This window comes from Devosia yakushimensis (assembly GCF_030159855.1).
GTDB lineage: Bacteria > Pseudomonadota > Alphaproteobacteria > Rhizobiales > Devosiaceae > Devosia > Devosia yakushimensis.
The window spans coordinates 669666-696339 of record NZ_BSNG01000001.1; the positions used below are offsets into that span (position 1 = coordinate 669666).

At 63.0% G+C, this 26674-nt stretch carries 29 protein-coding genes; 13 read left to right on the top strand and 16 right to left on the bottom strand.

The annotated features are described in order from the left end of the window. Nucleotides 1–837 carry an aldo/keto reductase gene (locus tag QQL79_RS03150; protein ID WP_284387832.1) on the top strand — a complete coding sequence of 279 codons (837 nt, stop codon included), beginning with the start codon at nt 1–3 and terminating at the stop codon, nt 835–837. Here the strand turns inward: QQL79_RS03150 and QQL79_RS03155 are convergent, their stop codons facing one another. Together QQL79_RS03155 and QQL79_RS03160 are read right to left on the bottom strand one after the other, a co-directional pair. Then, nucleotides 838–1305: a GNAT family N-acetyltransferase gene (locus QQL79_RS03155; protein WP_284387834.1), complete on the bottom strand. Its 468-nt coding sequence runs from the start codon at nt 1303–1305 to the stop codon at nt 838–840. A 70-nt stretch (nt 1306–1375) separates the two neighbouring features. Further along, nucleotides 1376–1699, bottom strand: coding sequence for an ArsR/SmtB family transcription factor (locus tag QQL79_RS03160; protein WP_284387837.1), 324 nt, complete (start codon nt 1697–1699; stop codon nt 1376–1378). Nucleotides 1700–1811: 112 nt separating this feature from the next. Here QQL79_RS03160 and QQL79_RS03165 point away from each other — a divergent pair, with 112 nt between their 5' ends. Further along, complete coding sequence (locus tag QQL79_RS03165; protein ID WP_284387840.1) at nt 1812–2996, top strand: MFS transporter; 1185 nt, start codon at nt 1812–1814, stop codon at nt 2994–2996. Here QQL79_RS03165 and QQL79_RS03170 read toward each other — a convergent pair whose 3' ends face one another. Continuing rightward, nucleotides 2997–4529: a permease gene (locus QQL79_RS03170; protein ID WP_284387843.1), complete on the bottom strand. Its 1533-nt coding sequence runs from the start codon at nt 4527–4529 to the stop codon at nt 2997–2999. Further along, nucleotides 4526–5272, bottom strand: coding sequence for an ABC transporter ATP-binding protein (locus tag QQL79_RS03175; RefSeq protein ID WP_284387845.1), 747 nt, complete (start codon nt 5270–5272; stop codon nt 4526–4528). The genes QQL79_RS03170 and QQL79_RS03175 overlap by 4 nt, the downstream gene beginning before the upstream one ends. A gap of 250 nt (nt 5273–5522) precedes the next feature. Between QQL79_RS03175 and QQL79_RS03180 the strand changes: the two genes are divergently transcribed. Then, nucleotides 5523–6749, top strand: coding sequence for an MFS transporter (locus tag QQL79_RS03180; protein WP_284387847.1), 1227 nt, complete (start codon nt 5523–5525; stop codon nt 6747–6749). Between the two features lie 64 nt (nt 6750–6813). On the opposite strand, the gene QQL79_RS03185 is transcribed toward QQL79_RS03180, so the two are convergent. After that, nucleotides 6814–7242, bottom strand: coding sequence for an organic hydroperoxide resistance protein (locus tag QQL79_RS03185; RefSeq protein ID WP_284387849.1), 429 nt, complete (start codon nt 7240–7242; stop codon nt 6814–6816). Nucleotides 7243–7383: 141 nt separating this feature from the next. Here QQL79_RS03185 and QQL79_RS03190 point away from each other — a divergent pair, with 141 nt between their 5' ends. After that, a complete protein-coding gene (locus tag QQL79_RS03190; RefSeq protein WP_284392805.1) occupies nt 7384–7791 on the top strand; it encodes a MarR family winged helix-turn-helix transcriptional regulator in 408 nt (135 codons plus the stop codon). 165 nt (nt 7792–7956) lie between these two features. Next, a complete protein-coding gene (locus QQL79_RS03195; protein WP_284387852.1) occupies nt 7957–8358 on the top strand; it encodes a GFA family protein in 402 nt (133 codons plus the stop codon). A gap of 48 nt (nt 8359–8406) precedes the next feature. Here QQL79_RS03195 and QQL79_RS03200 read toward each other — a convergent pair whose 3' ends face one another. Both QQL79_RS03200 and QQL79_RS03205 read right to left on the bottom strand, forming a co-directional pair. After that, the gene (locus tag QQL79_RS03200) at nt 8407–10383 is read right to left on the bottom strand and encodes a bifunctional 2',3'-cyclic-nucleotide 2'-phosphodiesterase/3'-nucleotidase (RefSeq protein WP_284387854.1); all 1977 of its coding nucleotides are present in this window, start codon (nt 10381–10383) and stop codon (nt 8407–8409) included. Between the two features lie 658 nt (nt 10384–11041). Continuing rightward, nucleotides 11042–11437 carry a winged helix-turn-helix transcriptional regulator gene (locus QQL79_RS03205; RefSeq protein WP_284387856.1) on the bottom strand — a complete coding sequence of 132 codons (396 nt, stop codon included), beginning with the start codon at nt 11435–11437 and terminating at the stop codon, nt 11042–11044. A 125-nt stretch (nt 11438–11562) separates the two neighbouring features. Between QQL79_RS03205 and QQL79_RS03210 the strand changes: the two genes are divergently transcribed. The 3 genes from QQL79_RS03210 to ypfJ all read left to right on the top strand — a co-directional run bounded on the left by QQL79_RS03210 (nt 11563) and on the right by ypfJ (nt 14019). After that, the gene (locus tag QQL79_RS03210; RefSeq protein WP_284387858.1) at nt 11563–11940 is read left to right on the top strand and encodes a DoxX family protein; all 378 of its coding nucleotides are present in this window, start codon (nt 11563–11565) and stop codon (nt 11938–11940) included. Nucleotides 11941–12002: 62 nt separating this feature from the next. Then, nucleotides 12003–12902 (top strand): haloalkane dehalogenase, encoded by a 900-nt coding sequence (locus tag QQL79_RS03215; RefSeq protein ID WP_284387860.1) that lies wholly within the window; start codon nt 12003–12005, stop codon nt 12900–12902. A gap of 184 nt (nt 12903–13086) precedes the next feature. Beyond that, entirely contained in the window at nt 13087–14019 is a 933-nt protein-coding gene (gene ypfJ, locus QQL79_RS03220; protein ID WP_284387863.1) for a KPN_02809 family neutral zinc metallopeptidase, read from the top strand. Here ypfJ and QQL79_RS03225 read toward each other — a convergent pair. The 3 genes from QQL79_RS03225 to carA form a co-directional block, all read right to left on the bottom strand. Then, a complete protein-coding gene (locus QQL79_RS03225; RefSeq protein WP_284387865.1) occupies nt 14016–14927 on the bottom strand; it encodes an NADP-dependent oxidoreductase in 912 nt (303 codons plus the stop codon). The genes ypfJ and QQL79_RS03225 overlap by 4 nt on opposite strands. A 76-nt stretch (nt 14928–15003) precedes the next feature. Continuing rightward, nucleotides 15004–15741 (bottom strand): GNAT family N-acetyltransferase, encoded by a 738-nt coding sequence (locus QQL79_RS03230; protein WP_284387867.1) that lies wholly within the window; start codon nt 15739–15741, stop codon nt 15004–15006. Between the two features lie 3 nt (nt 15742–15744). Continuing rightward, the gene (gene carA / locus QQL79_RS03235; RefSeq protein ID WP_284387870.1) at nt 15745–16950 is read right to left on the bottom strand and encodes a glutamine-hydrolyzing carbamoyl-phosphate synthase small subunit; all 1206 of its coding nucleotides are present in this window, start codon (nt 16948–16950) and stop codon (nt 15745–15747) included. Between the two features lie 191 nt (nt 16951–17141). Here carA and QQL79_RS03240 point away from each other — a divergent pair, with 191 nt between their 5' ends. After that, nucleotides 17142–17594, top strand: coding sequence for a GatB/YqeY domain-containing protein (locus QQL79_RS03240; RefSeq protein WP_284387872.1), 453 nt, complete (start codon nt 17142–17144; stop codon nt 17592–17594). A gap of 213 nt (nt 17595–17807) precedes the next feature. On the opposite strand, the gene QQL79_RS03245 is transcribed toward QQL79_RS03240, so the two are convergent. From QQL79_RS03245 to QQL79_RS03260, 4 genes are all read right to left on the bottom strand, one after another. After that, nucleotides 17808–18941 (bottom strand): GGDEF domain-containing protein, encoded by a 1134-nt coding sequence (locus QQL79_RS03245; RefSeq protein WP_284387874.1) that lies wholly within the window; start codon nt 18939–18941, stop codon nt 17808–17810. An 85-nt stretch (nt 18942–19026) separates the two neighbouring features. Continuing rightward, nucleotides 19027–19290, bottom strand: a complete 264-nt coding sequence (locus QQL79_RS03250) for a hypothetical protein (protein ID WP_284387876.1) — start codon at nt 19288–19290, stop codon at nt 19027–19029. A 61-nt stretch (nt 19291–19351) separates the two neighbouring features. Beyond that, nucleotides 19352–19714 carry a hypothetical protein gene (locus tag QQL79_RS03255; RefSeq protein ID WP_284387878.1) on the bottom strand — a complete coding sequence of 121 codons (363 nt, stop codon included), beginning with the start codon at nt 19712–19714 and terminating at the stop codon, nt 19352–19354. Between the two features lie 20 nt (nt 19715–19734). Further along, a complete protein-coding gene (locus QQL79_RS03260) occupies nt 19735–20922 on the bottom strand; it encodes an MFS transporter (protein ID WP_284387880.1) in 1188 nt (395 codons plus the stop codon). A gap of 316 nt (nt 20923–21238) precedes the next feature. Between QQL79_RS03260 and QQL79_RS03265 the strand changes: the two genes are divergently transcribed. Then, nucleotides 21239–21991 carry a nucleotidyltransferase domain-containing protein gene (locus QQL79_RS03265; RefSeq protein ID WP_284387882.1) on the top strand — a complete coding sequence of 251 codons (753 nt, stop codon included), beginning with the start codon at nt 21239–21241 and terminating at the stop codon, nt 21989–21991. Nucleotides 21992–22080: 89 nt separating this feature from the next. Then, on the top strand, nt 22081–22644 hold the full coding sequence (locus QQL79_RS03270) for a DUF308 domain-containing protein (protein ID WP_284387884.1): 564 nt from the start codon (nt 22081–22083) through the stop codon (nt 22642–22644). On the opposite strand, the gene QQL79_RS03275 is transcribed toward QQL79_RS03270, so the two are convergent. Further along, nucleotides 22641–23534: a YihY/virulence factor BrkB family protein gene (locus QQL79_RS03275; protein ID WP_284387885.1), complete on the bottom strand. Its 894-nt coding sequence runs from the start codon at nt 23532–23534 to the stop codon at nt 22641–22643. The two genes, QQL79_RS03270 and QQL79_RS03275, sit on opposite strands and share 4 nt — an antisense overlap. A 38-nt stretch (nt 23535–23572) precedes the next feature. Then, on the bottom strand, nt 23573–23968 hold the full coding sequence (locus tag QQL79_RS03280; protein ID WP_284387886.1) for a hypothetical protein: 396 nt from the start codon (nt 23966–23968) through the stop codon (nt 23573–23575). Between the two features lie 189 nt (nt 23969–24157). Between QQL79_RS03280 and QQL79_RS03285 the strand changes: the two genes are divergently transcribed. Further along, on the top strand, nt 24158–24658 hold the full coding sequence (locus QQL79_RS03285; RefSeq protein WP_284387887.1) for a carboxypeptidase regulatory-like domain-containing protein: 501 nt from the start codon (nt 24158–24160) through the stop codon (nt 24656–24658). 63 nt (nt 24659–24721) lie between these two features. After that, the gene (dnaG, locus tag QQL79_RS03290) at nt 24722–26674 is read left to right on the top strand and encodes a DNA primase (protein WP_284392806.1); all 1953 of its coding nucleotides are present in this window, start codon (nt 24722–24724) and stop codon (nt 26672–26674) included.

A 26674-nucleotide genomic window follows, 5' to 3' on the forward strand; every position in this document is an offset into this window, starting at 1 on the left:
ATGTCCGCTATTCCCGCGATAGAGCTCAATGACGGCAAGACCATCCCGCAATTGGGATTTGGCGTCTGGCAAATACCCAATGACGAGGTGGGCCGCGCCGTGGCCGAGGCGATTGGCGCCGGTTACCGGTCAATCGATACGGCGCAGGGCTATGGCAATGAGAAGGGCGTGGGGGCGGCCATCCGGGATAGCGGCATCGCGCGGAGTGATCTTTACATCACCTCCAAGCTGCGGACGCGTGATCAGGGCTATGACGCGACGCTCAAGTCATTCATGGGCTCGCTGGACCGGCTGGGGCTCGACTATCTTGACCTGTTCCTGATCCACTGGCCGGTGCCGGCGCAGGACAAATATTCCGACACCTGGCGGGCTTTCGTGCAATTGCAGCGCGATGGCCGCATCCGCTCGATCGGGGTGTCCAATTTCCTGCCGGAGCATCTCGATCGCATTATCGGGGATAGCGGGGTCGCGCCCGCCGTCAATCAGATCGAGGTGCATCCCGAATTCCAGCAGCGTGACGTGCGGGCGTTGCACCGGCAGCACAATATCGCCATCGAAAGCTATAGCCCGCTGGGTAGCGGGGCGGCGCTCGACAACGAGACGATCGGCGCGATTGCCAGCAAGCACGGTAAGAGCCCGGCCCAGGCGATCATTCGCTGGCATTTGCAGGAGGGGTTGATCGTGATCCCCAAATCCACCCATGCCGATCGCATTCGCGCCAATATCGATGTGTTCGATTTCGAGCTGGATGCCGATGACATGGCCAGCATTGCAAAGCTGGACCGCCGCGACGGGAAAGTGGGCAGCGATCCGGCCACCAACAATGCCATCTGGTAGCTAGAGCTTGAGCTTGAAGCCTTCGTGGCTTTTGGCGAAGCCCAGCTTTTCGTAGAAGCGGTGGGCGTCGAGGCGGATCTTGTTCGAGGTTAGTTGAACCAGGCCGCAACCGGCTTCGCGGCAGCGCTCGATGGCCCATTTGACCATGGTGCTGCCATGGCCGCCGCCACGCAGGTCGCCGCGGATATGGACGTTTTCGAGCAGGCCCCGCTTCATGCCGAAATTGGGCAGGCCGGGTAGATAGCTGATCTGGAGGGTACCGACGACCTCACCATCCAGATCAGCGACGATCAGGCGATGTTTGGGATCGGCGGCGATCTCGTCGAAGGCGGCGCGATAGCGTGGATCGTCCAGCGTTGCCGGATCCAGCGGTGGCGTATCGGTGCCGCGTGCATCGCCGGCATGGCTGAGCTGGATCATGGTGGGGATGTCCGCCGGGGTGGCGTCGCGGAAGGTCAGGTTGGTCATGGGCGTCGCTTTAAGGAAAGGCGGCAGCACATGATCATCTGGCCAGCGCCATGGCAAGCCGGCGTTCTGGTCAGGCCATCAGTGGCGACTTGACCGCTGCGGCGATGATCGTATCGAGAAAACCGGGGAAACGCTCCTCCAGGTCGGCACGACGCAGGGTGACGCGCCGTCGCGTGCCTTCGGGCGTGACGCTGACCACACCGGCTTCACGCAATTTGGCCAGGTGATAGGTGAGGTTGGTCTTGGAGGTCAGATCGTGAAACTGACCGCAGACCATGCCCACGTCTTCGCAGCGGGACAAATGACCGACAATGGCCAGCCGCGTCTCGTCGCCAAGGGCGGCGAGGACAGCTGGCATGGTGATCTGGTCGGCGTCTGGATGCGGCAGTGACATGACGGATATGTAACGCCGGATGCTAGTTAGTTCAATAAGTTTTGGACTAGTGGTTGACACAATGATCCGCGAGGTCCAATTGTCCAATAAATTTTGGACAAGGACGCTTTTCATGGATATCCGTCTCATCTGGCTGGCGGTCGGCACCTTTGCCATAGGCGTCGAGAGCTTTGCCGTGCCGAGCCTGCTGCCGCAGATCGCCGATTCCACTGGTGTCAGCCTGACCCAGGCTGGGTATCTGGTGATTGCCTTTGCGCTGGCCAATGCCTTTGGTTCGCCCGTATTGGCCGCATTGACGGGTACCGCTGACCGGCGCCGGACGCTGGCGATTACTGCGCTGCTCTTTTCGGCCGGGGCCATCGGAGCGGCTCTGTCGCAGGGTTATTTCGACCTCATGGCCGCCCGTATCGTAATGGCCTTTGCGGCGGGGCTCTACACTGCCACCGCGCAAGCCACGGGCGTCGCGATCTCTTCGGCCGACCATCGTGCGCGGGCAATTTCGGTAATCGTTGGCGGCACAACCATGGCGGTCGCCTTTGGTGCGCCGCTCGGTGCGCTGGTTGCGGGCCTGGTGGGGTGGCGCGGCAGCTATTTGATGGTTGCGCTGTTCGGCACCATCGCGGCGGCCTCGATCTGGATCATGTTGCCGGCCGGGCTGCGGGGCGCCCAATTGAGCCTGCGGCAGCGTGTTGCCGCGGTGGCCTTGCCCGGAGTGCCGGGGGCTCTGGTGACCACCTGGCTCAATCTGGCGGGGGCCTTCACGGTCATCATCTACCTTGCGGTGGTGACCACGCAATCGATGGGCCTGGCCGCAGAGCTGGTGCCGGCGGTGTTGCTGGCCTTCGGCGTCGGGGCGGCGGTCGGCAATGCGGCAGGCGGGCAATTGGCCGACCGGCTTGGGGCACGGCCCACGGTCGTTGCGGCCGTGGCGCTCAACATGACCATGCTCGTTGCCATATCGATGGTGGCGCACTTGCCGATGGTCCTTGTCGGGCCGGCCTTTTTCGTCCTGATCTTCGTCTGGGGCGCCACCGGCTGGGCCTTTCCGCCCGCTCAATCGAGCTACCTGCTTGGCCTGGCGCCCAATAGCGCGCCGCTGGTGCTTTCGCTCAACGCGTCCGCTCTTTATCTGGGGATTGCCAGCGGCTCGCTGATTGCCGGGCTGGTGTTGCAGTTCGGTTCGGCGGGTGATCTTGGCTGGGTCGGTGCGACGCTGCCGGCGCTGTCATTGGCCGGAATTGGCCTGGCCGCCATTCGGCGGCATGAAAGGCGACCGAGCATGGCCCGGATGGGGTAGCTAGCGCCGTCGTGGGCTGATCAGGCGGGCAATGCCGAGGATGGCAAGGGCGAGCGTTGCTGGCAGCAGAGCCAGCGGCGATTGCACCGCCAGTAACGCGCCGGTACCGGCCCACATGATGGAAGCAAAGGCTTCGCTTAGCGTGGCGGCGCGCGATGCGACCTGGCGCCGGCGGAACATGGACCGCCGTGCGATAACCCGGAACCAGAGCTGGATGGCGGTGGCCGAGCTGGCTGCGAGACCGGCGCAAAGGGCGGTGACGGCCGCGATATAGAGCGAAGAAAGCGCCAGCAGTGCAATCAGGGGGATCAAGATCACTGCAATGATGATCAGCACGGCTTCGATCTTGGCGATCAGTATCGAGCGGGGCGTGACCGGGGCCGTTGCCACCAGATCATGAGCGTCTTCGCCCGATATGGCGAGCCAGGCGAGGCCGCCGGCCAATTGCCCTGCTGCCATGACGAGCACGGGAACCACGACAACATTGGCGCCGGCCGCGTCGCCGAAATTGATCCAGAGCATCAGGGCGGGGGGAAGCAGGTAAAGGATCTGCATCAGCGTTTGCGACAGCAGCCAGGGGTCGCGCTGCAGCAGCCGCCACTCCTTGCTGCGCAAGACCTGCCGCTGCGAAGCGGGACGGAAGCCTGCCATGCGCGGCCGGCGCTGGCTGCGAATGTGGCTCAAGCCGGAAGCGGAGATGGCGTGATGCCCATAGCTGGAAGCGGTAAAGGCCAGCACCCCGCCAAGAGCGCCAAATCCGATGGCAAGAACCGTGAACAGGGCGGGAAGCTCGCCCATGGTGGCGCGGACGGGGAGCCAGAACAGGCTATCCGCCGTCGGGGCCAAGGCGATGAGATCGGCCGATTGCAGCAGGGTGAAGCGGGACAGGCTGCCATAATGCAGAATAGCGGCGGCCTGTACGCCGATGACAAAGCCTGCCCCGACGATTGCAGCAATGATCTGGGCGACGAGCCGGGCGCGCTTGTGGCCGACGAAACGGAACAGCGCGATGGCTGCGGTGACGGCGATGGCCGTGGCGAGTGCGCCGGCAGCAGCCAGTACGCCATAGCTGGCCAGCCAATGCGGTCCGTCCAGCACTGCCAGCATATTGATGACCGGACTCGCCAATAAGGCGGCCAGCAGGGTGGTGGAAAGTGCCACCGATCCGGTGCGAACGGCGAAGATGCGGCGCGAGGAGGCCGGCGAGGACAGGATGAGGTCAAGATCGGAGCGGGCATAATAGACCCGGGTGACGGCTTCGAGCGCCTGCGACAGCATGACCGACCAGAACAGCAAGCCGCTGCCGGCCAGCATGACCAGGGTCGGCTTGTCGGGCGCAATGCCATGGGCGACCCAGGGAGCAACCAGGCCGAACGCCAGCAGATGAAACAGCAGCAGGGCTATGGTGATGGCCACGGCCGCACCAATGCCCCGCGCGCGGCGGCCGCCGGTTATCATGGCCAGCCATTCGCGCCAGGCCAGGGTTACTTCATGCTGCGCAAACCAGAACAGCGAGGCTGGTTGTGCGCTCATGCGGCCTCGGCCCCGCCCTGTGCGACGAGATCGAGGAAGATATCTTCGAGGCTGGATTGGCGCCCGATGCGGGAGCGCAGCTCTGCCAGCGTGCCCTCGGCGATGAGCCGCCCTTGCGCGATGACGCCGATACGTTCGGCCATGCGCTCGGCGACCTCGAGAATATGGGTGGTCATGATCACGGTGACGCCGTCGCGGACCTTGCCCAGCAGCACATCTTTCACCTGCCGGGCGGAGCCGGCATCAAGACCGGTCAGCGGTTCGTCGAGGATGATCAGGCGCGGTTCGTGGACGAGGGCGCCGGCAAGCGCGACCTTCTGCAGCATGCCCTTGGAAAAGCTGCCACATAATTCGTTGGCATGCGGGGCCAGGCCCAGCCAGCCGATGAGCTCGTGGGCGCGGCGTTGCGCCGCGCTCGCATCGATCTGCCAGAGGCCGGCGACGAATTCGAGATATTCCAGCGGGGTGAGCCGGTCATAGACCATGGGTTCGTCGGACACCCAGGCCGTGATGCGCTTGGCTGCGATCGGATCGCGGCGGGCATTGATGCCGAAGATGGAGATTTCGCCTGCATCGGGTTGGAGCAGCCCGGCAACCATGCGCAGGAATGTGGTCTTGCCCGCGCCATTGGGGCCCAGCAATGCGTAGAATTCGCCGGCCCGGACATTGAGCGCAAGGTCGGTAACGACCGGCCGATCATAGCGTTTGGTGAGATTGCTTACGGCGAGGGCTGGGACGGACATGGCGTCGCTCCGGGGAATGCGGCGCGAGCTTAGCGGCAAGCCCTTTCGTCCCGATGAATCGGCAGCGTTAAAGATTATCCTTGTAGGGCAGGCAATTGTTGCAAAGCCGCCCTGCAGAAACCGGCATTGTGGCTTGGCCGGCCGACATTTTAGTGTGGCGATGAACCGCAATCCCTCTTGCGGCCATCCCACATTGCTGACGGCGACGGCCTCTCTGTGCCGTGCCAGTGTTTCTGCCGGAGTATTTGCCGTGACCGCTTCCTCCCGTCCTTCTGCCGGGCTCGGCTCGCTATCCACCAAGCTGGCGATCTTCGCCATGGCCATTGGCGCCTTCGGCATCGGCACAGGCGAGTTTGCCATTATGGGGCTATTACCCAACCTCGCCGGCGATCTGCGCATCACCGAACCGGAGGCGGGGCATGTCATCAGCGCCTATGCGCTTGGCGTGGTGGTGGGGGCGCCACTCATTGCCGTGCTTTTTGCCAAGGTGTCGCGCAAGCCGCTGATGCTGGGCCTGATGGCGCTGTTTGCGCTGGGCAATTTCGGCAGCGCCGCCGCCCCCGATTATCTCTCGCTCATCGCCCTGCGGTTCATCAGCGGCTTGCCGCATGGGGCCTATTTCGGCATTGCGGCGCTGGTGGCGGCATCCATGGTGGATGTCGGTTATCGCGCCCGGGCCGTTGGCCGGGTGATGCTGGGGCTGACCATTGCGACGCTGATCGGCATGCCGATGGCGACGTGGCTGGGGCAATATATGGGGTGGCGCCCGACATTTACCGGCGTTGGCATTGTCGGGGTGCTGGCGCTCGTGATGATCGCCCGTTTTGCGCCGGTGATCGCGATTGCCGATGGTGCGAGCCCGCTGCGTGAATTGAGTGCGCTCCGGCGGCCGCAGGTGTGGCTGACGCTGGGGATCAGCGCGGTCGGGTGCGGCGGGATGTTTGCGGTGTTCACCTATGTCGTGCCGCTGCTGACCGATGTGGCTGGTATCCCGATGATCTGGGTGCCGCTGGTGCTGGCGCTGTTTGGCGTGGGGATGACGCTGGGCAATATCCTGGGCGCCTATATGGCTGATAAGGCGCTGATGGCGACCATTGGCGGCATGCTGGCCTTCAATGTGGTGAGCCTTGCGATCATTCCGCTGACGGCTCAGTTCTGGCTGACGGCATCGATCAGCGTGCTGCTGGTGGGGTTCACCGTGGCCATTGGCACGGCACTGCAAACGCGGCTGATGGACGTGGCGGCGGATGGCCAGACGCTGGCGGCGACGCTTAATCATGCGGCGTTCAACATGGCGAACGCGCTGGGAGCCTTGCTGGGCGGGGCAGCGATTTCGGCGGGCTATGGCTGGGGATCGACCGGCGTGGTTGGCGCGATCATGGCCGTTGGCGGGCTGATCCTGTTCTTCATCTCGCTGGCGCTGGACCGGCGGACGCAGCGCTGGGAGCCGCTGGAAGTGGTTGCCGAGGCGGCCTGACAACCATCGTAATTTCCGAGAGATTACGGCCGCCCGGACCATGTCCCGGCGGCCGTTTTTTCGATCAGGCGACGCTGAGCTTGACGTCGATATTGCCGCGCGTGGCGTTGGAATAGGGGCAGACCTGGTGGGCTTTTTCCACCAGCGCCAGGGCCGCGTCACGGTCCATGCCGGGAATGGTGACTTCGAGCGCGACGGCGATGCCGAAGCCGATGCCATTGGCGTTTTCGCCGAAGGAAACGGCGGCGTTGATGCTGGTTTCGTCGGGCACCTTGATCTTTTCGCCGCGGGCGACAGCCTTGATGGCGCCGAGGAAGCAGGCGGAATAGCCGGCGGCGAAGAGCTGCTCCGGATTGGTGCCGGGGCCGCCATTGCCGCCCATTTCCTTAGGCGTATCAAGGGTTACCGAGAGGCGCCCGTCATCGGTGGCGCTGGAGCCGGTGCGGCCGCCGGTGGAGGTGGCGTGAGCGGTGTAGATAGCTGACTTGATCATTTCTGGTCTCCTTGGATGCCGATCATATAGCGTACAATTAAATTGTGTGCAATTGAAAAAGACATGATATGCTCACCGACGAACGCGTTCTGAATGGAGATTGGCGTGGCCGATAAGCCCGACCTGCTCAAGCTGGATTCGATGCTGTGCTTTGCGGTCTATGCCGCCGGGCATGCCTTCAACCGGTTCTATAAGCCCCGCCTCGACGCATTGGGACTGACCTATCCGCAATATCTGGTGTTTCTGGTGCTGTGGGAGGGCGATGGCCTTACGGTCAAGGCGTTGGGGGAGCGGCTGCTGCTGGATTCGGGAACCATTACGCCGCTGCTGAAGCGGTTGGAGGCGCGGGGACTGGTGGTGCGGCGGCGAGACCAGGAAGACGAGCGGCAGGTGCGGGTATTGCTGACCGACGAGGGCAAGGCGTTGCGCGAAAAGGCGCTGAGCATTCCGCTGGCCGTGGGCAAGGCGAGCGGGCTGGATATTGCGGGAGCCGATGCGCTGCGGCGCGAGCTGGTGAGCCTGCGCGAGCGGCTGGATGGGGTTGGGTGAGGGCCTGACAGCAATCGCCGGCCGCAATGTCAGGTTTGGTGTTTTGAGAATTGGTGACATCGTTTCCCCCCTTGTGGACATCTTATGACCGGCAGGGACCGAGGGGGATAAGTGATCGGTCTAGCGGCCGAGCTGGTCAGCTTAGTATTGAATGGGGGAGAGGCTGTGACTGAGGGCGTTCATGGGTCGTGCCAGTGCGGCGCGGTGACATTTCGAATTTCTGGCGCGTTCGACGCGTTTTTCTTTTGCCATTGCGGACGCTGTCGCAAGGATACGGGATCGGCGCATGCGGCCAATCTCTTTTCCGCGCGGGCGGTACTCGACTGGCAGTCGGGCCAGGACAGCATCAGGACCTATCGGGTGCCTGATACACGGCACGAAAAGAGCTTTTGCGTTGCATGCGGAGCGGCGGTGCCTGCCATGCAAGGAACGATGCTCGTCGTGCCGGCGGGAAGTCTTGATAGTCCGATCGATATCAAACCCAGTGCGCATATCTGCTACGCCAGCCGGGCGGAATGGGATGAGCGGCTGGAGGATGTGCCCAGGCTGGACGGGTTGCCCGGATAGAACGGAGACCCTCCCCCTTGGGGGAGGGCCTGATTGCAAGCGGCTTGATCAGAGCGTGATGCGGTATATGCCGAAGCCGTCGGCATTGGTTTCGCCGGTGGTTTCGATCTTTACGGCGGTCACGTCATCGACATAGTCGGCGGCCTTGGGGCCGGTGGCGAACAGGACCGTGGTGCCGGCAATGGGCGCGAGCGACCAATTGCTGTCGGCCTTGGGGTCGATGGTGCCGTTCTCAACGATATAGCGGACGATGATGTCGCGATTGGTATCGGGACCCTTGAAGACGATCACATCGGGGCCGATGCCGGGGAAGGTGCCGCCGCCGCCGGCGCGGTAATTGTTGGTGGCAACGACGAATTTGGCGGCCGGATCGATCGGCTTGCCATCATACATCAGATCGACAATGCGGCTGGCATCGGGATTGGGCTCGGCCTTGCCATCCGAGGAGAAGCGCGAGGGCTGGGTGAGGTCGATCTTGTAGGTCACCCCGTCGATCACGTCGAAATTGTAGGACGGGAAATCGGGGTTGATCAGCTCGGCATCGGCCGAACCGGCCGGGACCTGGTTGAACATGCCGGCAGAACGCTCCAGCCAGTTCTTGACGTCGGCGCCGGTGATGACCACCGCCTGGATGGTGTTGGGATAGAGGTAAAGGTCAGCCACATTCTTGATGGCGACCGGGCCAACGGGGACGTCGGTATAGTAATCGGGGCCGCCACGGCCGCCGGCCTTGAAGGGCGCCGCAGCCGACAGGATCGGCAGGCTTTCCCATTCGGTGCCCTTCATCATCTGCTCGATATACCAGGTCTGGGCCTGGCTCACGATCTGGACGGAGGGATCGTCGGCGACGAGGGCGAAATAGGAATAGAGGGGAGCGGCGGTTTCACCCACGGCGCGGCGCACATATTCGAGCGTTTCGTCGTGATCGGTCTGGGCGGCGGCGGCGACTTCGGCTTCGTCCTCAACCAGCGCATTGACCTTGCCTTCGACGCGCTCGGAAATCGGGCGGGCTTCGGACGTGTGCGAGACGATGGACCATTTGCCGTCGGCATCCTGCTCGAGCAGCAAGTCGATCAGGCCCATATGGCTGCCCCAGAAGCCGGCCATGACGGCGGGCTTGCCGTTGAGCGTGCCGGCGGTGATGTCGGCGCCCTCGACGCCTTCATAATCGGGGCCGGGAAAGACCAGATGCTGGTGGCCGGTGAGGACCACGTCGATGCCTTCGATGGCGGCCAGTTGCAGGGAGGCGTTTTCCGCGCCCGCGGTCTGGCCGGCGGCAATGCCGGAATGGGAGAGGGCGATGATGAGATCGGCGCCTTCTTCCTTCATCTTGGGCACATAGGCCGTGGCGGTTTCGACGATGTCGCGGGTGCTGACCTTGCCGGTCAAATGGGTGGCATCCCAGGTCATGATCTGGGGCGGCAGGAAGCCGATGAGGCCCACCTTGATGGTCTTGGTGGCGCCGGCGCCGTCGGTCAGCTGTTTTTCGACGATCAGATAGGGCTTGATATAGGTGGTGTCGCTGAGCGCATCGGCGGCCAGTTCACCCTTGACCAGATTGGCCGAAACGAAGGGGAAGGTGGCGCCGGCCAGGGCCTTGTCGAGATATTCGAGGCCATAATTGAATTCGTGATTGCCCAGGGTCGCGGCTTCGTAGCCCAGGGTATTCATGGCGGCGATGATGGGGTGGACATTGCCATCGAGCCCCTTTTCGTAGGCGATATAGTCGCCCATCGGGTTGCCCTGGATGATGTCGCCATTGTCGATCAGCATGGAATTGCCGGCTTCGGCGCGGATCGCTTCGATGATGGAGGCGGTGCGCGCCAGGCCCATCGTGTCGTTGGGGGCGTCAGCATAATAATCGTAAGCGAAAACAGCGACGTGCAGGTCGGTGGTTTCCAGGATGCGCAAATGGGCCTGGTTGGCCTGGGCGCTGGTGGCAAACGGATGCATTGCGGCCATGGCCCCCAGACTCGCCGAACCGGCGAGGAATGTACGTCGCGACAGTTTTGGCAGGAAATTCATTGATCGTCTCCCTTGGGCGTTCACTGATGAACTGGAACTGAGCTCGGGGGCCTCCGCTCCCGGGCGGCCGGAGCGGCTCCGGCGAATTGCGGACCGGCGCTGCCGGCAACCATGCTCATGCCGCTGGCAGGTGACGTTGCCATGACAGCGCAGCGGCCAAGCTAGGAAGTTTTGACCGGTTGGTCAATTTATGACAGTGGGGTGAGCAGCGGAATTTTTTGGGGGTGCCTGGAGGTCGGCGGCCGACCCCAGTATCTAAACGCCGGACAGCCGAAATTTCCGCCCGGCCCTGAGGCGTCGCGGTTATACGGTAACGGGCGGCCTTTGACTCGAGCCAGTATAGTCTAGGGGAGCCAAAGGCCGCCCGTCACGATCCGCTTTTGCGCAAGGTCCGGTTCAGGCGGTACCATTATTGCAGGTCCGGCTGCCGAGTTTCCAACCCCACTGGAAAGGCGCCCCTCTCCCACGGCCTCCCCACCCGGCCCTGCGTCGGGACCGCGTAACTGGCGGGAATAGGGGCATGATGGCATGGGGTTTTGGGGCGGGGATAAGTTTTTTGGAGCCGGCATCTACGCACAAACAGCAATCTTCAGTCAGTCGCCTATCGACGAAACCAAACGCTTCCCGCCTGGCAACAAAAATCGCAGTCCAACTTAGGCTATCTCGCTGTTTTCTTTGTAATATTCGCCTTACGCCCGCGTCCCTCCGGACGAGCCGGCAGGGTGTCCCCAAACTCTTGCCACCAAGCCATCAATGCTTCAAGCGTTGGCGTTAAACCGCGGGCTTTTGCGGTTATTTCATATTCGACGCGGAGCGGGACCTCGGGAAAAATGGTACGCAAGACAAGGCCATCCGCCTCGAGCTCGCGGAGCTGCACGGTCAGCATATGCTGTGTTATTCCCGGAATGGCTTTGCGTAACTCGCCAAAGCGGAACACCCTTTGATGTAGAAGCCACATGATCTCGAGCTTCCACTTCCCAGATAACAGGCCGAAAGCCCGGCGCATTTCGTCGTGCATGTTGATGGCGCCAGCGTCCGTAGTATGTTTTTCCATACCTGCATGCTCCAATTCATCCTACTTGTGAAAATTAAAATAGCACGCCATTTCTCGCCAAAGAAACAAAATCCGCCAAGCACCCTTTGGGGTCCCTGGCAGGATAAATCTAAAAAAGGTGAGAGATGCTTTTTTATACCTACTGGGCCAGTACGGCCCTGCTTACACTGCTGTACCTTTCGTCGGCCGCATTCTACATCGCCAAGCCGGAGGCAGTAAAAAAGGCCCAGTCTGATCTGGGTTATTCGGCCACGAACCTCATTCCGTTCCTGATCGTCATCAAGATTCTTGCCCCTTTGGCGATCGTGTCTCGCTTCAACGTGGGCTTGAGCGACCTGGCATATGCCGGCGTTTTCTACCATCTGCTAATTTCCGCGCTCGCCCATCTTGGAACGAAGAAACCGATTGGCGCTCTTCCCGCCGCGTTGGGGCTTTTTTTCCTTGCGGCATCCTTCCTCACCCAGAACGCAGTTCGCGCAATCCCGTCCCCGTACGGGCTGTGAGTCATGCCGCTGAGCCTCAAAGGCCCAGCCTTTCCTCGCCTAATCAAAAATGGAGTTGCAAAATGACCGAAATCCAATCCAGGACATCTGAACAACCTTTCGCCGAAAAGAAATACAAGGACATCCATGGCCATCGCATGGCCTATATCGATGAGGGCCAAGGGCCCGCCATCGTCTTCCAGCATGGCAACCCCACGTCGTCCTATCTGTGGCGCAATGTCATGCCCCACCTCAAGAATATGGGCCGATTGATCGCTGCGGACTTCATGGGGATGGGCGATTCCGAGAAGCTCGGTGCTTCGCTCGGCCGGTCTAGGTACTCATTCGAAGAGCAGCGCAAATATCTGCATGGACTTTGGGACCAGCTCGATCTGGGCGACAACGTGATCCTGGTCCTGCACGACACCGGGTCCATGTTCGGTTTCGATTGGGCGAACCAGAACCGTGGACGCGTTCAGGGCATCGCCTATATGGAATCCATAGTCATGCCGCTGCGGGTCACCGATTTTCCGGTTTACGTCCAGGAAGCGCTCCGCAGTGCGACACCGGAAACCATGGAAGCAAGTCTTCAGGATCTCGGATTCCTCGAAGGATTCCTGCTCGGCGCGCGTGAGTTCTCGGCAATCGAACAGGCGCACTACCGAAAGCCCTTCCTCGTGCCTGGCGAGGACCGTCGCCCCATGATTTCGTTCGATCTGCCGGTTGGTGGATACCCCGAGAATACTGCTGCAATTGTCGAGGCATATTCAACGTGGCTCGCCGAAAGCTCGATCCCCAAGCTGCTCATCAACGCCGATCCGGGGTACTTGCTCAGGGACCGGCTGCTCGATTTTGCCCAAAGCTGGCCAAATCAGACGGAGGCCACCGTCAAAGGCGCCCATTACGTCCAGGAGACCAGTCCGGACGAAGTCGGGCTGGCGATCGCCGAGTTTGTCCGGAAGCTTCGCGCACACGCCGCCTAGCGATACTGAATGTCTGGAGCAGCGTTGGCTCGCCGTGACTGACGCTGCCCGTTGCATAAGTAGACTGTCGGCCCGCCACTCCATTCGAAACGTCCCCAAATCTCCTTAGCTCTGGCGCGGAACCGGTAAGGCGCGTTATGGCTTATGTCCGGGCGGCAAGAGTGATGGGCATGAGGATTATTCCATGAAGTGGCGCGGCAGGCAGCAGAGCTCCAATATCGAGGATCGGCGCGGGCAGATCGGCGGCGGGATGGGCGGCCTTGGCGGTAGCCCGTTCGGACGCGGTGGCGGCGGTATTCGGATTCCGACCGGCGGGCGCTCGGGCGGCGGTATTGGCGGGGTGATCGGCGTCATCGTCATTCTGGGGATTATCTGGTTTGCCACGGGGCAGAACCCGCTCGACATGCTGACGGGCGGGGCGAGCCCGCAGACGCAATCGGCGGCGCCTTCCTCGTCGTCACTGCCGACAAGCGGGCAGGAAGACGATCTGCGCGACTTCGTCGGCGTGGTGGTGAAGGAAACCGAGGATTTGTGGACCGAGGTGTTCGCGGCATCGGGCGAGCGCTATCCGGCGCCGGCGGTGGTGCTGTTTACGGGCCAGGTCAATACGGCCTGTGGCGGCGCCGATGCGCGGACCGGGCCGTTCTATTGCCCGGGGGACCAGAAGGTCTATATCGACCTCAGTTTCTATGACCAATTGCGCGACCAGTTTGGCGCGCCGGGCGACTTTGCCCAGGCCTATGTGCTGGCCCATGAAGTGGGGCACCACATCCAGAACATTACCGGCGTGCTGCCCGAGTTCAATCGCCGCCGCCAGGCGATGAGCGAAACCGACGCCAATGCCTATTCGATCCGCATCGAATTGCAGGCCGATTGCTATGCCGGGGTGTGGGCGAATTATGCCGGCCAGCAGAATATCGTGGAGCAGGGCGATTTCGAGGAAGCGCTGAACGCGGCCGACCAAATCGGCGACGATACGCTGCAAAAGCGCATGCAGGGCTTTGCCGTGCCCAAGACGTTCAACCACGGCACATCGGCGCAGCGCAAGACCTGGTTCGAGCGCGGCTATCAGTCGGGTAATCCGAGCGATTGCGATACGTTCTCGGGGAATGTCTAGGGGCTGATCTCGATGACGATCTTGCCGTGGCCGTGGCCGGTTTCGAGCTCGTTATGGGCGGCGACGATCTGGTCCATGGGATAGGTGCGGCGGACCTGGGGTTTGAGCTGGCCGCTGGCGGCCAGGGCGAAGAGCTTGGCGACGCGGGCGCCGCTGCGTGTGCCCTCGATGCCGCGAATGCCCAGGGCCTTGGCGCGGGGATCGGCAATCGAGGTGATGCGGTCGAGGGGTGCGCCCAGCGTCATGGAGAGATCGAGCGCCTCGCCACCTGCGCAGTCGAGCACGGCGGTGACGCCATTGGGGGCGGCTGCGGCCAGGCGTTGGGCGAGGCCTTCGCCATAGGGCAGGGCGATCATGCCAAGTGAGCGCAGATAATCCTGATTGGCGGGGCTGGCGGTGCCGATGACCGTGGCGCCGCGCAGGCGGGCGAGCTGGCCGGCGAAGGAGCCGACGCCGCCGGCTGCGCCATTGATCAGGAAAATATCGCCGGGGCCGATGGCGAGCGCGTCCATGACGGCATCGGCCGTCTGTGCGGTGCCGCCCATGGTGGCGGCTTCGGCAAAGCTGAGCTCGGCGGGGATGAGGGCAATGTCGGTGGCGGCGACGGCGATATAGTCGGCAACCGCGCCAAAGGTGCGGCGGCCGGCGACGCGGTCGCCAATGGCAAAGCCGGTGGTGCCCTCGCCCAGGGCATCGACCACGCCGGCAAATTCATTGCCGGTGGTGAGCGGCAGGCTCATGCCGGGCGGCAGGGGAATGTCGCCGATGCGGGCGCGGCGATCGAAGGGCTGGATCGCTGCGGCCCTGATGCGCACACGCACCTCGCCCGCGGCGGGCTCGGGCGTGGCGATCTCGTCAATGGAGAGGACTTCAGGACCGCCAAAGGTCGCAAAACGAGCGGCGCGCATGGGATGCTCCGTATGTCGTATCGGGCGGCAGTCTGGGGGAATTCGGCCTGGTGTTCCAGACCCTTTTGCGCCGATGCTAGAGCGGATGTTCCATCCAGAGATTGGGCTCGAGGCAGATACCGAGATCGGCGGCCAGATCGATGTCGAGCGGGGCAAGGGCGCCAGGAATGGCGTAGCGCCCGCTGGCCGGGAATTTGAGGCCAGTCCAGTGCTGCCACTGGGCGAGTGTGCCGGTGATAGTCTGGGATGCCATGGCGGGGCCGATCACATGGGCGCCCATGGCCTCATGGGTGCGCAGCCAGGGGTCGAACGGGGTGCCGTCATCACGCCGCCAGGCGCAATAGGTGGCAAAATCCTGCAGGGGATAGAGCGCCTTCAGGGTCGGGCGGACCGGCGCCACCATACTGGTCAGGCCCGCAGCACGGGCCGGAGGCTTCATGGCCTCTAGCAGGCGTTGCGCCAGGCCGGTGCCGCGCTGGCTGGGAAGCACGGCTGCGGCCAAGGCCGAAAGCGCATTGGTGGCGCTGCCGGAGCGCGCCGCCAGCACGCCGTGTTCGAGGACCCAATCCCAGCCCGTATTGGGCAAGGCGTCGCCGCGCCAAAAGGGCACGCTATTGGCGAGGCCCACGATTTCGCCGCTGGTGTCGTCCACGGCAATGGTCTGGAATGCGGCGAGGTTCGGTTGGTAGAGCGCGGACCAATAGGAGCGCTGCGCAGCCGTCGTCAGCCATTGCGGCCACAAGGAACCACCCATGGCCTCGGCGGCGTCGACGAGGTCTGGGCGATCCTTGGCTGAGAGCAGCGCAATGGCCATGGTTCAGGCGGCGGGAGCGACGTATTCCGGGCGCTGTTCCATGCCCTTCTGGGCGCGGACATGGTTGAGGAAGCGCGTGAAGAGATAGTGGCTGTCGCGCGGGCCGGGGCTGGCTTCGGGGTGATATTGCACCGAGAAAATGGGCTTGCCATCGACGCTGAGGCCGGCATTGGAGCCGTCGAACAGCGAGATATGGGTCTCGGTGACGCCGCTGGGCAGGCTTTCCTTATCCACGGCAAAGCCATGGTTCATCGAGGTGATCTCGACCTTGCCGGTGGTCAGGTCCTTGACCGGGTGATTGGCGCCATGGTGGCCCTGATGCATCTTGGACGTGGTGCCGCCCAGGGCCAGGCCGAGCAGCTGATGGCCAAGGCAGATGCCGAAGACCGGCTTGCCGGTTTCCATCAGCTTCTGGATGGTGGGAACGGCATATTTGCCGGTCGCGGCCGGATCGCCGGGGCCGTTGGAGAGGAAAATGCCATCGGGATTGTGCGAGAGCACGTCGGCCGCCGTAGCGGTCGCCGGGACCACGGTGACGCGAGCGCCCTGATCGGCGAGGCACCGCAGGATATTGCGCTTGGCGCCGTAATCGATGGCGACGACGTGAAAATCGGGCTTGTCGAGCTTGCCGTAGCCCTCGTTCCATTTCCAGCCGGTCTGGTCCCAGTGATAGGTCTGGGCGGTGGTGACTTCCTTGGCGAGGTCGAGCCCTTCAAGGCCGGGGAAGGCCTTGAGTTCGGCCAGGATCGAGGGCTCGTCGAAATAGCCGACATCGGAATGGGCGATGACGCCATTGGGCATTCCATGCTCGCGGATCTGAGCGGTCAGGGCGCGGGTGTCGATGCCGGTAATGCCGATGATGTTGCGCTTCTTGAGCCAGGCATCGAGCTTTTCGGCTGCGCGGTAATTGGACGGGTTGGTGATGTCGGCCTTGAGCACGACGCCGCGGACGCCGCTGAGAGCGGCCATGTTCACCGTCTCGATGTCTTCGTCATTGGTGCCGACATTGCCGATATGGGGGAAGGTGAAGGTGATGATCTGGCCCGCATAGGAAGGATCGGTCAGCACTTCCTGATAGCCCGTCATGGCGGTGTTGAAGCAGACTTCGCCGGCCGCATGGCCGATCGCGCCAATGCCGCGGCCTTCCAGGCGCGTGCCGTCCGCAAGGATCAAAAGGGCGGTCGCGGGGGATTGCTGCCAGCCGGTCACGGTGGGCCTCCAAGGTAAGTTTCGTGGTCGCGCGGAACAACCGGCAAAGTTGGGCAACTTCTCCGGACCGCGCTGAATGATGTCGATTGAGGCCTCGTATTAGAAGCCCATGGCCGCCAGCGCAAGTGGCGCGCGACGCTTATTGTGCCTATATGGGCCACGAAAAATGCATAGCAAGAGGATGAAAACCCATGCGCGACGAGATCAGCGAAGGGCTCAAGACGGCGCTCAAGGCGCGGGATTTGCGGCGGACGGCGACGCTTCGGGCTATCAATGCGGCGATCAAGGACAAGGATATCGCCATCCGGCCCGAGAATCGCGGGCCCGCGACGAATGAAGAGATTCTGGCCATCGTTCAGAAGATGGTGAAGCAGCGTGAGGAGAGCTTTGCCATTTATGCGCAGGCTGGGCGCGCGGACCTGGCCACGGTGGAAAAGGAAGAGATCGATATTCTCAACGAGTTCCTGCCCAAGGCGCTGAGCGAAGGGGAGGTCGATGCAGCCATCCAGGCGGCGATCGCCTCGACCGGCGCGGAGGGGCCAAAGGACATGGGCAAGGTTATCGCGCAGTTGAAGGTGGATTATCCGGGGCGGATCGATTTTGGCCGGGCCAGTGGAAAGGTGAAGGCGGCGTTGAGCGCTTAGGGGGCCTCCCGAGACCGCAACTTTCACTGACGTTGTGGTGGGGTTGAGGCTGGTGTTTGCGGAGGCATCGCACCCCTCACCCTGATCATTCTTCTGGACGAAGAATGATCTGTCCCTCTCCCACAAGGGGCGAGGGTTGGCTCCGAGTTTGACCTAGCACCGAGCCTCCCTTCTCCCCTTGTGGGAGAAGGTGCCCGGAGGGATGAGGGGGCCTTATGCCACCAGCCTCGGACCCGGTGCGTGTACGCGGTTGCGGCCGTTGGATTTGGCTTTGTAGAGGGCTTCATCAGCGTCGCGCAGCAGGGCTTCGAAGCTGTCGCCGTCGACCCCGCTGATGGCGACGCCGGCGCTGACGGTGGAGGAGATGGCGATGCCGGCCAGTTCCTGCGCGGCCCTGATCCGTTCGGCGACTGCCGCTGCCGAGCGTTGCGGGAGATGGGTCAGGACAACGCAGAACTCTTCGCCGCCCAGCCGTGCCGCGGCATCGGCGGGGCGGATGCCGTCGCGGATCAATCCGGCGAAATCCTGCAATACGCAATCGCCCACGGCGTGGCCCAGGCGGTCGTTGATATCCTTGAAGTGATCGAGATCGAACATGATGATCGCGGTGCCGGGTGCCAGCCGGCCGGAGCCGTGCGCGTCGAAAAGGGCACGGCGGTTGAGCAGGCCCGTCAGCGCATCGGTCATCGCCTCGCTGCGGTGCTGCCGGGCCGCCCGCGAGTGGTTGAGCGTCAGCGAGAGGGCGCCAATGCCGGTGAGGCCGACAATGGCCATGATGCTGTTGATGTCTTCCGCCCAGTTTTCCGGGCGCGCGGTGAGCACATATTGGCCATCGATCAGCAGGACCAGCCCGCACAGCACGAAGGACAGGGCGGTGAGCGCGTAGAGCGCGACGGTCAGCGTGAGAGGAAGCGCGGCTTCCTTGCGGCCGGCCCAATATTCAAAGGCAGACAGGCCCAGCAATTGGGCGATGCCGAAATTGGCGGCGGCCGTGGCAATGCCCGAATAGCCCAGGGCGAAGATGCTGCTGGTCAGCCCTATCGTGGCCGAACCCAGGGAGAATACTTTGGGAATAGACACGGTGCCGGTGCGAAACTGCACTGCACCACCATAAATGAAGGTGAAGCCGGCCATCAGCAAAGCAAAGGACATGAACTGCACGGCGGGCACGTATTGGTCGAGCATGCTATAGGCAATGACGCCGGCGACGACCAAAGCCATGCCGATGGACCAGCTCAGCAAATAGCTGTCCTTGCGCGAGACCATCCAGCTCACCAGCAGCGTGACAGTGAGCGCCGCGCTGGAAAAGCCGATGGCCGTCAGGAATGAAATCTGATCGAGTATCATCGACGCGCCCCGAAACGTCCAAGTCCATCCTAGCGGATTTGGCGCGACTATGGCGGTGGGGGATTAATGTATAGTCACCAACAGGTTATCCCTGATGGCCATTTTGATGTCGGGCAGTTGTGCAGGACATTTCGCCTTGTGGCTGATTGCCGCGCTCTTTCTGTTCCAGACAAGTGCATTGCGCCTGGTAAATTGCGGCCTCGTCCTCGGTTAACTTTTGCCGCGACATCAGGAGTTCGAGCTGCGACCAGCAGAGTATCGAATCGGGGGCCGGACCCGCGGCCGTCTGCGACGGCGTGAGAAGAGGCGCAAAGAGCACCAGGCCCAGCAAAGGGAATGCTTGTTTCATTGTTGCCTCGGGGAGCATGGACGCCGGCATGGTTGGCCAGCATCATGACAAATCGGCGGCGCTATAGTCCGGGACCCGACCAGCCGCCGGCAGCCGATGGCTGCGCAGGGCACTTGAAGGGCAGAAATGTGCTTGCGGCGCCTGCATTCATCATGGCGAGCGTCAGCGCGTTTGCCACGTCGAGTTCCTGGCTGGAGCGTGGGCATATGTCGGACGGACCGGTGCAGCCGCCGGCAATAAAGTTCTCATTGCCTGCTATGAAGGCATAGTTCATCTGCCCGCTGCCGTGGGTTTCCAGGGCCTGCGCCCAGGCCGCTTCATAGATGCGGCATTTCTCTTCCACCCAGCCGCCGGACTGCTGTGCGGCGACTGGCGAACTTACCACGGCAAGGCCGAAGCATAAGGCCGCCATACGTTCCCGCATTGATATTCTCCGAGGTCTTGCTAGGCCGAAGCTCCGGCCGGGACCGGCGGAGTCGTACCGGCGCGAAGTTCCCAAGTGTAGGAGAAAACGGCAACCAGCACTGCCAGGAGCAGCGCACCGGTGCCGATCAGTGGCAGGTTCTGATAGCCGAAGCCATTTTCGAGCAGGGTGGAGCCTAGTATGGCGGCGATGGCGATGCCGATGTTGAAACCGGTGGGAATGAGGGCCGAGGCCAGGTTCGGCGCATCCGCCGCCCAGGCGAGCACGCGCGACTGAACCGGCGAGCCGAAGGCGAAATTCACCCCGCCCCAGGCCACAACGGCAATGGCCATGGCCAGAGCGAAAGGGCTGACAAAGTAGAGCGTGGTGAACATGATGGCCTGCAGCGCCAGAATGACGATGAGCGACGGCATCAGTTTCCAATCGGCGAGACGTCCGCCGACAAAGACGCCGATGGTGGAGCCGACGCCGTAGAGCAGCAGCACCCAGGGCACGACCGCCTGATCGAGCCCGGTGACCTCGCGCAGCAGCGGGGCGATATAGGTGAACAGGCTATATTGGCCAATCATCGCCAGGATGACGATCAGCAGGGAGCTGACGATCTGCTGGCGGCCCAGCGCCTTGAACTCGCGCATGAAGCTGCCCCCGGTGGCGGCATTGCCGGCGGTTGCGGGCAGGAACAGCGCGGCGCCAAGGGTGGCGATGAGGCCCAGGGCTCCCACCGCCCAGAAGGTGGCGCGCCAGCCGAACGCATTGCCTATGGCCGTGCCGCCGGGAACGCCCAGAATATTGGAGACCGTGAGGCCGGAGAGGATCAGGGCCACGGCAAAGCCGCGCCGGTCTTCGGGAACCAGGCTGACCGCGACTATGGCGGCAATGCCGAAATAGGTGCCGTGGACGACAGCGACCAGCACGCGGGCGGCCATCAGGAGCTCGAAACTGGGCGCGATGGCGCAAAGGGCCTGGCCGAGCGTGAACACCGTGCCCAGGATGAGAATAAGGGTTTTGCGCGGAAGCTTCTTGGTGGCGACGGCCAGTAGCGGCCCGCCCACGGCAATGCCGATGGCGTAGCCGGTGATCAGGTAGCCGGCGATGGGGACCGAGATGCCGAGCCCGTCGGCCACCTCGGGCAAGACGCCGGCGATGACGAATTCAGCCGTGCCGAACGCGAATGCGGCAAGGAACAGGGCGATAAGGGGCAGGGACATGAACGCAAACCGCCGTGGCGGGCCTCGATTGAGCAGGCGAGAAACCACAGGAGCGGCCGGCGGGCAATCAACAATTTGCCGGGGGAGGTTTAGTTTTTGTCGCAGGACGGACGGAAATTGACGGTGCGGCCGCGGCGCGGTAGCTTCTCGCGCATGAACAGGATTGCACTCAGCTCAACCGCTTCCACCACCACCCGTTTGCGGTGGCTGGGCGGCGCATGAACGCAATCTGTTCATAGAATGTCGAACCAACCCCGCCGGATACGAGCGGGGTTTTTTGTGGCCCGGGCGTATCCGCATGTTTGAGGATGCCACCATGGCCCAGAATGACCCAAGCAGCATTGCCGAGCGTGCCCTTGTTGCGGCCCGCAAATCCCTGGCGAGCCGTTTCGACGGCGCGGCCCTGGCTTTCGTATCAGGCTCGATCATGCGCGGGGAGGGGACCGCGGCATCCGACATCGACCTTGTCGTGGTGTTTGCCCGCCTCGAGAGGGCGTGGCGGGAATCGTTCATGGAGGAGGGGTTTCCGGTCGAGGCCTTTGTGCATGACCCGCAGACGCTGGCCTATTATTTCGATCAGGATGCCCGGGGTGGCCGCCCGATCATGGCGCACACAGTAGCGACGGGGCGGATCATCGGCACTGCGGACGAGCTGGCGCGGGCCATTCAGACGAAGGCGGCCGAGCTGCTGGCGCGTGGGCCGCAGCCGCTGGCAGGGCCCAGCTATGAGCGGATGCGGTATCTGGTGAGCGATCTTGCCGACGATTTGCGCGGTGACCGGCCGGCGGCGGAGATCTGTGCGATTGCCGCCCGGCTCTACCAGGAATTGGCCGATTTGATGCTGCTGGGGCGAGGCACATGGACGGGCAATGGCAAGTGGGCGCCGCGCCTGCTGGCGCGATTGGACAGCAAGCTGGCCGCGACCTTCGACAGCGCCTTCAGCCGGGCATTTGCCGGAGATAGCGGGCCGTTGCTGGCGCTGACGGATATGGAGCTGGCCCGGCATGGCGGGCACTATTTCGCCGGTTACCGGCAGGATGCGCCGATGGAGGCGCGCCTGCTCGAATGACACGGTGATCGGCGCTGGCCGTAAACCGATGATCGCGCTAGACTTCCTCGGGGACAAGGCGGGCGAGTCCGCCGGTTTTGGAGGTTGGAATGACGGTTTCGGCTGATACGAAAAGACGGTTTGCCTTTGCCACGGCGCTGCGCGGCGTGTTCATGCTGCTGGCGGGGCTCTATGGGATCATCTGGCCGGCGCAGGCGCTGACCGTGCTGGTGCTGGCGGGCGGCATTCTGCTGATCGTCGATGGGGCACTGGGGCTGTGGAGCCTGACTTTTGGCGGTGGCAAGAGCGGCAATTACTGGTTCGACGTGATTGCCAATGCGCTGTCACTGATCCTGGGCATCCTCATCCTGATCAGTCCGCTGATCGCGACGATCCTGACCGTGACCTTCATGTCGACGCTGGTGGGCATTGCCGCGCTTGTGGTGGGCGTGATGCAGATCGTGGTGGTGACGCGGGAGCGCGAGCTTTATGCGCGGATCTGGCCGGTGGTGCTCTCCGGGGTGTCCTATGTGCTGCTCGGGCTGGTCTTCCTGTTCTTTCCGCTGCTCAGCGCCTCGATCGGGGTGATCCTGGGCGGGATATTGCTGATCTTCTTCTCGTTCGGCCTGTTCGGCTGGGCCTGGCGGCTCTATCAGCGCAGCAAGGCGGCCTAGCGGGCCAGCGCCCGCTCGGCCAGGGTCTCGCGTTCCAGCTCGGCGTTGATGGTGGCGCCGAGCACGACGATGAGCGCCGAATTGTACATCCACAGCAAAAGCACGATGGCGGTGGCCAGCGATCCGAAGCTGGCCTCGAAATTGCCGATGCGCTCGACATAGAACGAGAAGATCGCGCAGACGGCGAGCCAGAGCAGGGTGGCGATCGTTGCGCCGGGCCAGATCCAGCGCGCGCGCTTGGCCCGGCGGTCGGGGGCGAAGCGATAGAAGGCGGCGATGGACAGGATGCCGAGGACCAGCAGGACCGGCCAGCGCAGCAATAGTAGCAGCATCTGGTTGGTCCCCAGCCATGGCAACACGCCAAGATAGGCCGGCACGATAGCCACGAGCGTCAGCACGGCGATCATGGCAATGCCCGCCAGCAGCGTCGTGGCTATGGAGATAGCGATTGTCGCCACCAGGCCGCGTTTTTCCGGCTCGGCGCGGGTGCGGGATGTAGCGAACATCAATGCGGCCACGCCACGCGATCCGCTCCAGATCGCAATACTGAACGAGACCAATAGGCCGAGGCCAAGCCCCGCCCGCGGCTGTTGGAGGAGCGCAACCAATTGGCTGGCCAGCAGCTGCAGCGCGACGTCAGGAATAAGGCCTTCCAGCCTGTCGACGAGATTTGCGAGGAAGGTCGGCCGGGCAAAGAGCCCGATCAGCAACACCAGCGTGGCGACAGCAGGAAATAGCGACAGGAAGCCGAAATAGGCGACGCCGGCGCAGCGCATGGAAGTGTCCATCTGCGTCATGGACTTGATGGTGCGCCAGAGGACGCGGCGCCAGCGGCGGCGATAGTTCTTGGGCAGCGGCTTGACGATTGTTTCAACGATCGTGTCAGTCATGCCCGCTCAACGAGAGCCGGTGGCTCGCGGTTGCCAGCTCAGTAATAGATCACGGCGATGCCGGCGACGGTTTCGTCCTGGCGATAGATCTCGGTTCCGGTAGGGATGGTTAGCTCGATCCGCGCCGGGCCATCCCAGCGGGGCGCCAGATCGGCGGTGACGCCGATCGAGAGAAAGCTTGCGGCGTCGTCAGGCAGCGTGTCGCCGCCGGGGATCAGTGCGGCCTGGGTATTGAAGCCTGTGGTGGCGCCGCAATCGCGCGAGAAGATGACGAGATCGAACGCATTGTCCGGCGAGGGCAGGCGCGCGTGCTGGGTGGTTTCGCAGGAGGGCAGCAGGCCCGACAGGTACCAGAGCAGGCCGCCAATCACGACCGCCGGGGCGGCGGTGAGCAGCAGGAAAAGGCGAAGCGGAAATTTGTTGGTGGACGGCATGTATGGACCCGGCTGCGGAAAGTGGCTGGTCCCCATGCGTCGGGGCCGGCGAATGCCTGCCGAACATCCCATGCGCCGGGTCGTTTCTCAATGAGGCCCGCTTGACTCTGTGGATGCGTCATGAGTACATAACGTGAACATTGGCGGGGGCGATGGGCGGTTATGGCTGGATTGGGTTGGCGTCGTGTCTTGGTCCGTCTGGCGGCCATTCTCGTTGTCATGATGGCCGTTTCCGGCTGTGTCGCGGCGCGCGCGCCGGTGGTGTTGACCGCTTCGTTCGATGCTCAGGCGGCCGCATTCATCAATGCCAGCGGGCGTGCCAAGGTCAGCGGGCAGGCGTTTATTCGCCAGAACAGCGGCAAGCTGCTGCGCGCGGTGGGGACGGATGTGTTCCTCATTCCGCGGACCGCCTATGCCGACGAGCGAATCGCGGCGATTTATGGGGATCGGAACCGGGTGCTCGGGGGTGTGCAGATGCCCGACGCCGACCCGCTTTATGAGCAGTATATGCGCAAGACGATTGCCAGCTCCGGCGGCTCGTTCAGTTTTGATCGGGTGGCGGACGGAGATTATTACGTCGTGGCGATGATCCATCTGCCAAGCAAGTTCTCGTTTAGACAGGTTCCCATTCTGGAGCGGGTCAGCGTGCAAAACGGCAGGAGCGTCCGGCTGGTGATGCGTGGCTATTAGACAGCGGGGATAAGCCAGCGTGATGCTGGTGACTTGGCGCGGCCAAGCGCCTATCTAGCTTATATGCGCTTTTCCGATCAGTTCCTCGATGAGATCCGCCAACGCCTGCCGATTACGCAGGTGGTGGGCGAGCATGTCATGTGGGACAAGCGCAAAAGCCAGCCGGGCAAGGGGGACATGTGGGCTTGTTGCCCGTTCCACGGCGAGAAAAGCCCCAGTTTTCATGCCGATGACCGGCGCGGGATTTATCATTGCTTTGGCTGTGGCGTTTCGGGCGACCATTTCCGGTTTCTGACCGAAAAGGCCGGGATGAGCTTTCCCGAGGCGGTGGAAAAGCTGGCCGGGATGGCTGGGGTGCCGATGCCGGCGCGCGACGAGCGGGCGGAGAAGCGGGAGGCCGAGCGCAAGAGCCTCATCGACGTGATGGAGCTGGCGACGAAATATTTCGAAGCAGCCCTGGTGCACAATATCGGGGCGCGGGCGCGGGGGTATCTGCTCGAACGCGGGGTTTCGGCCCAGAGCCAGACGCGGTTCCGCATCGGCTTTGCCCCCGACAGCCGCAATGGGCTCAAGGAGCATCTGGCGCAGAACGGGGTTTCGGCGCAGGACATGATCGATACCGGACTGGTGGCGACGCGGGACGACGACCCGCTGCCCTATGACCGGTTCCGCAATCGCGTGATGTTCCCGATCATGGATTTTCGGGGGCGGGTGATCGCGTTTGGCGGGCGGGCGCTGTCCGTTGACGTGCCGGCAAAATACCTGAATTCGCCTGAGACCGAACTCTTCCACAAGCGGCAGACGCTTTATAACGGGCAAATGGCGCGGCAGGCGGCACGCGATGGCAAGACGGTGATCGTGGTCGAGGGCTATCTCGATGTGATCGCGGCGGTGGCGGCCGGGTTCGAGGGCACGGTGGCGCCGCTCGGCACGGCGCTGACCGAGGAACATCTGCAATTGCTGTGGCGCATGAGCGATGTGCCTGTGCTGTGCTTTGACGGCGACAAGGCAGGGCTCAAGGCCGCGGAACGGGCTGCCGATATCGTCATGCCGCATCTCAAGCCCGGGCAGACGGTCAAGATCGCGACGCTGCCCGAGGGGCTGGATCCCGACGATCTGATCAAGGCGCAGGGACGGCAGGCTTTTGCCGATGTGATCGACCGGGCACGGAGTCTCTCGGACGTGATCTGGAGCATGGAAACGGGTGGCCTCGTGCCAGAGGCGCCCGAGGAACGTGCGGCTTTGCAGGCGCGGCTGCGCGAGCGGTCCAATTCGATCCAGGACAGTTCGGTGCGGTTCCATTATGCCCAGGCGTTCGACGAAAAGCTCAAGGCCTTTTTCGCACCGGCGCGGCAGGGGCGGTTCGAGCCGCGCGGCGGGCGGCCGACCTTTGGCCAGGGACGGGGCTATGGGCAAAGCGGAGCCTATGGCTATCCCGGCCGGGGCACGCCGCGGCTGGTCGTATCGGACACTCTGCGCAATTCGCGGCTGCTGAAGCCGGGCGCCGGGCCGGACGCGACGCCGCGGGAAGCGGCGATCATCCTGAGCCTCGTCAATCATCCGGCACTGGTGGACGACAAGTTCGAAATTCTGGCGGCGCTGGACTTCGAAACGCCCGCTGCGCAAAAAGTGATGAGCGAGATTTTGAACCTCGTTGTGCGCCATCACGACATTTCCTCTGCGGACCTCCGATCGGCATTAGGCGTGCGCGGCCATGGACCTGCGCTGGATCGGATGGGTGAATTATTGCGCGCCCAGGGGGTGTGGCAAATCTCTTCGGAGATCGCGCAACCCGACACCGAGATCGGATTGAGTCACGCGCTGGCCTTGCATAACAAGAAAGTTCAGCTAAATAGGGAACTCAAGGCAGCCGAAGCGGCGCTGGGCGAAGACCCGAGCGAAGAAACCTTTGAAAGGCTGCGGGACATCAAGAACCAGATTACAACTGTCGATGGCACAGAGGCATTGATCGAAGGATTTGGCTCGTTATCGGGACGCGCGACACGCAGTTTTTAG